Consider the following 977-nt stretch of genomic DNA (forward strand, 5'->3'; position numbering starts at 1 on the left):
TTGGGGTCGTTGTTTCTGGTCTCCGTACCTTGTGAAGCTGGCCTTGTGGGTTGGTGGATGGGGTGTGGGTTGTTGTTTGAGAACTGCATAGTGGACGCGAGCATCTTATTTTTTGTTGCTGCATCGTTGATCGCACTGTTCCCCCTGGGGTGGTGTGTGAGGTGTGGTGATGCCGAGAATGACATCTTAGTTAGATATTGCTCATTTGAGGACTTTCATTGTGTGTGAAAGTTTCCAAGGGCGCATGGTGGATGCCTTGGCAACAGGAGCCGAAGAAGGACGTGGGAATCTGCGATAAGCCTGGTGGAGTCGATAACCGGACGTTGAGACCAGGATTTCCGAATGGGGAAACCCCGCACGACGTGTCGTGTGACCCCCGGTTGAACACATAGACCGGGTGGAGGGAACGTGGGGAAGTGAAACATCTCAGTACCCACAGGAAGAGAAAACAAAAGTGATTCCGTTAGTAGTGGCGAGCGAACGCGGATGGGGCTAAACCGTATGTGTGTGATACCCGGCAGGGGTTGCATGTGCGGTGTTGTGGGCCCCTCCTTGTCATGTCTGCCGGCATGGCGCAGTGAGGTGCGGGCATATAGACGAACCAGTGTGGATGCTGGACCGTAGAGGGTGAGAGTCCCGTAGTCGAAATGTGTTCCGCCGCTGTTGGAGGGTTGCCCGAGTAGCACGGGGCCCGAGGAATCCCGTGTGAATCTGCCAGGACCACCTGGTAAGCCTGAATACTACCTGTTGACCGATAGCGGATCAGTACCGTGAGGGAATGGTGAAAAGTACCCCGGGAGGGGAGTGAAATAGTACCTGAAACCATGTGCCTACAAACCGTTGGAGCCTCCTTGTGGGGTGACAGCGTGCCTTTTGAAGAATGAGCCTGCGAGTTAGTGATACGTGGCGAGGTTAACCCGTGTGGGGAAGCCGTAGCGAAAGCGAGTCTGAATAGGGCGATTGAGTCGCGTGTCCTA

At 54.7% G+C, this 977-nt stretch carries 1 rRNA gene; it reads left to right on the plus strand.

The features are described from left to right. Window positions 1-224: 224 nt before the first annotated feature. Window positions 225-977: ribosomal RNA gene (locus UN64_RS21685) — 23S ribosomal RNA — on the plus strand; the annotation flags it as partial.

This window comes from Fictibacillus arsenicus, from assembly GCF_001999465.1.
GTDB classification, from domain to species: Bacteria; Bacillota; Bacilli; order Bacillales; family Fictibacillaceae; genus Fictibacillus; species Fictibacillus arsenicus.